Annotated in this window: 3 protein-coding genes and 1 pseudogene; 1 reads left to right on the forward strand and 3 read right to left on the reverse strand. The window is 53.4% G+C overall.

The annotated features are described in order from the left end of the window. Positions 1-335 (reverse strand): SAM-dependent chlorinase/fluorinase (locus D5S03_RS03045; RefSeq protein WP_287042634.1); only part of this gene is annotated, 335 nt, incomplete at its 3' end. Positions 336-717: 382 nt separating this feature from the next. On the opposite strand from D5S03_RS03045, the gene D5S03_RS03050 reads away from it, so the two are divergent. Continuing rightward, complete coding sequence (locus tag D5S03_RS03050) at positions 718-1,587, forward strand: DUF2156 domain-containing protein (protein WP_144311504.1); 870 nt, start codon at positions 718-720, stop codon at positions 1,585-1,587. 161 nt (positions 1,588-1,748) lie between these two features. On the opposite strand, the gene D5S03_RS13820 is transcribed toward D5S03_RS03050, so the two are convergent. Together D5S03_RS13820 and D5S03_RS03055 are read right to left on the reverse strand one after the other, a co-directional pair. Continuing rightward, positions 1,749-1,949 (reverse strand): topoisomerase DNA-binding C4 zinc finger domain-containing protein, encoded by a 201-nt coding sequence (locus D5S03_RS13820; protein ID WP_502697111.1) that lies wholly within the window; start codon positions 1,947-1,949, stop codon positions 1,749-1,751. 60 nt (positions 1,950-2,009) lie between these two features. Continuing rightward, positions 2,010-2,810 (reverse strand): annotated as a pseudogene (locus D5S03_RS03055) (DNA topoisomerase); the annotation flags it as partial. Between the last annotated feature and the right edge of the window lie 6 nt (positions 2,811-2,816).

Below are 2,816 nucleotides of genomic sequence, written 5' to 3' on the forward strand. Positions count from 1 at the left end.
AACCTCCGGCATGTCTTTAACAGCCCGGCATCCAGGGCCTGGGACAGAAGACCGTTGTCCGGAGCCAGTATCCAGCAGCTCCGGGTTTCAGCCAGGACTATGCCCCGATCCGATCCCACCCCGGGATCAATCACGGCTATAAAGACTGTGCCCGGTGGAAAAAAATCCAGGGAGCATGCCAGCAGAAAACCTCCCTGGTGGATATTAAAGGCCTGCACTCCGTGGGTCAGATCCACAATATCCGCCCCGGGGCAACGACTGTAGACCACCCCTTTCATCTGTCCCACATAAGGGTCCTCTATGCCGAAATCAGTAAGCAGGGCAATCAGGGACATGACAAGCCTCCATGAAAATTATCGACTCACCGTGACTTCCACGCCGTAAAGGACAGTAAGGATCTGTCACGATATAAGTGTTTTATTTGTCTTATTGTTCCCACGCTCTGCGTGGGAACATTCCCTGGACGCTCAGCGCCCACAATGACCGCAGGAGCGGTCGGGCTACGCTCTCCCGCCCTGGCGGGACAGAGCGTGGGAGCGATAAACCCCAGATTATGCAAGCATTATGTAACACTAATTTTTTGACAAACCCTAAACCCTGCATGGCGCACAGCGGGAAAATGGTTGTTGCTTAATTATAGAATTTTACCAGAAAAAATCCGCCTTGACCATGCCTTGTACCTGCTTTAAGTAAGTTGTTTTCACCAGATTGAGGACAATGATGCAATTTTACCCCATAGATTTATCCCTGCAGGACAGTTACAACCGTCTGCTTGCCCGAACTCAGCAACCCGTTTCAGACTACAGCTTTACCAATGTCTGGGGCTGGTCCCAGGAATACGGCCTGGAAATAGCCTTTGACCACGAACTGGCCTGGATCAGACAGGACAAGCCCGAGCAGGGCTTCTGGGCACCGGTGGGCGACTGGAATGCAGACTGGCCCAGGATACTGGACAGCTTCCCCAGGCCGGCCCGATTTATACGGGTCCCGGAAAAACTGGCCCTTATCTGGAAGGAAAGCCTGCCAGGCGTAGAAATACATGAGGCCCGGGAACACTGGGACTATCTTTACTCCGTGCCGGAACTAAAGGCCCTGAAGGGCAACAAGTGGCACAAAAAAAAGAACCTGTACAACCAGTTTGTAAAAAACAACGACTATACCTACGTCTCACTGGACCGCAAGTACATTGAATTCGCCCTTGGACTTCAGACGGAGTGGTGTCTCTGGAAGGAATGCCAGGAATCCCAGACCCTGGAAGCTGAAAATCACGTCGTGGTCCGGGTCTTCAACGCCTGGGAAGAACTCCGGGGGCCTTTCGGGGCCGGGATCATGGTCAACGGTGACATGGCCGCCTTTACCGTGGCCGAGGCCCTGCCGGACAACACCCTGCTTATTCACTTCGAAAAGGGCTGCCCCAAATACAAGGGGGTGTATCAGGCCATGAACAGTCTGTTCCTGCAGAATTCGGCCCCGGACTTTGAAGTCGTCAACCGGGAGCAGGATATGGGCGACCCGGGTCTTAAAAAAGCCAAAGAATCCTACCACCCCATTGGGTTTCTGAAAAAATACACCGTGGTTATCCACTAAGGCGGGCTGTGCCCGCAACCCAGTTATCTGTTATCTGTTATTTGTTAATTGTTAAGGCAGTTAATTTAAGTTGTTGTTCTTCAACCAGTAACAATTAACTATTAACTGATAACAATTTCTTGTTTTTTATGACAGGGTTTCAAGAGTGAGCCAGTAACTCATCATATTTCCTCCCAGTACTTGCATCCCTTAACCGGACAGTCCAGGTGCTGCCCGCGGGTCTTGGTGTTCTTCTGCACCAGGACCTTTGACCCGCACTCCGGGCATTCCTTGGCCACTGGAGGATTCCAGAGGGCATAGTCGCACTCGGGATACCTGTTGCAGCCGTAAAATATCTTGCCCCTGCGGCTGCTCTTTTCCACAAGTTCCCCGGTACAACCGTCCTGAGGACAGGCAATGCCCGTGGAAAAAGGAGCGCTGTGCTTGCACTTGGGATAGTTGTCGCAGGCGATAAAACGGCTTCCGGTGCGGGCTTTCTTGATGACTAAGTCTCCGCCGCAGTCCGGGCAGGTCCCTACCTTTTCACGCTCCACTGTCTCGTTTTCCACCAGTTGCACGCTGCCCTTGTCATCCCGGGTGAAGTTGCTGGTATTCTTGCATTCCGGATAACTGGAACAGGCCAGAAAAGCCCCGTTGCGCCCGAAACGGATGAGCATGGTTTCTCCGCACTTGTCGCACTTGATGTCCGTTTCTTTGCCTCCTTTAACTGAGGCCATGGCCTTCTGGGCCTTTTCCAGGGTGGGGTAAAATTCCCCGGTAAAACTGCGCATCACCTCCACCCAGTTTTTTTCACCCAGAGCGATGGTGTCCAGGTCCTGCTCCAGCTGGGCGGTAAATCCTGCATCCAGCAGGGCCGGGAAATGCTCTACAAGCATATCGCACACTTCTGAGCCCAGTTCAGTGGGCCGGAAATTTTTCTCCTCCAGGGTTACGTATTCCCTGTCCAGAAGGGTAGAAATAATGGCTGCATAAGTGGAGGGCCTGCCGATGCCCAGTTCCTCCAGCCTGCGCACCAGGGAGGCTTCGCTGAACCTGGCCGGGGGCTGAGTGAATTTCTGCTCCTTGGACAGGTTTTCCAGGGCCAGCTCTTCATCCTTGGCCAGCTTGGGCAGAAGACTGTCCTCCAGGGTGCCCCCCGGGGTATAAATGCGCAGAAAACCCGGAAATATGATGCGCTCCCCCTTGGCCCGCCACAGAGTGTCTGCCGCCTTGACGGTCACCACAGTATC

The sequence above is a fragment of the Desulfonatronospira sp. MSAO_Bac3 genome (assembly GCF_003838035.1).
Taxonomy (GTDB): Bacteria; Desulfobacterota; Desulfovibrionia; order Desulfovibrionales; family Desulfonatronovibrionaceae; genus Desulfonatronospira; species Desulfonatronospira thiodismutans.

Excerpts from the sequence above, each read along its gene's own strand:
- D5S03_RS03050 (WP_144311504.1), top strand. The coding sequence starts at position 718 with ATGATGCAATTTTACCCCATAGATTTATCCCTGCAGGACAGTTACAAC.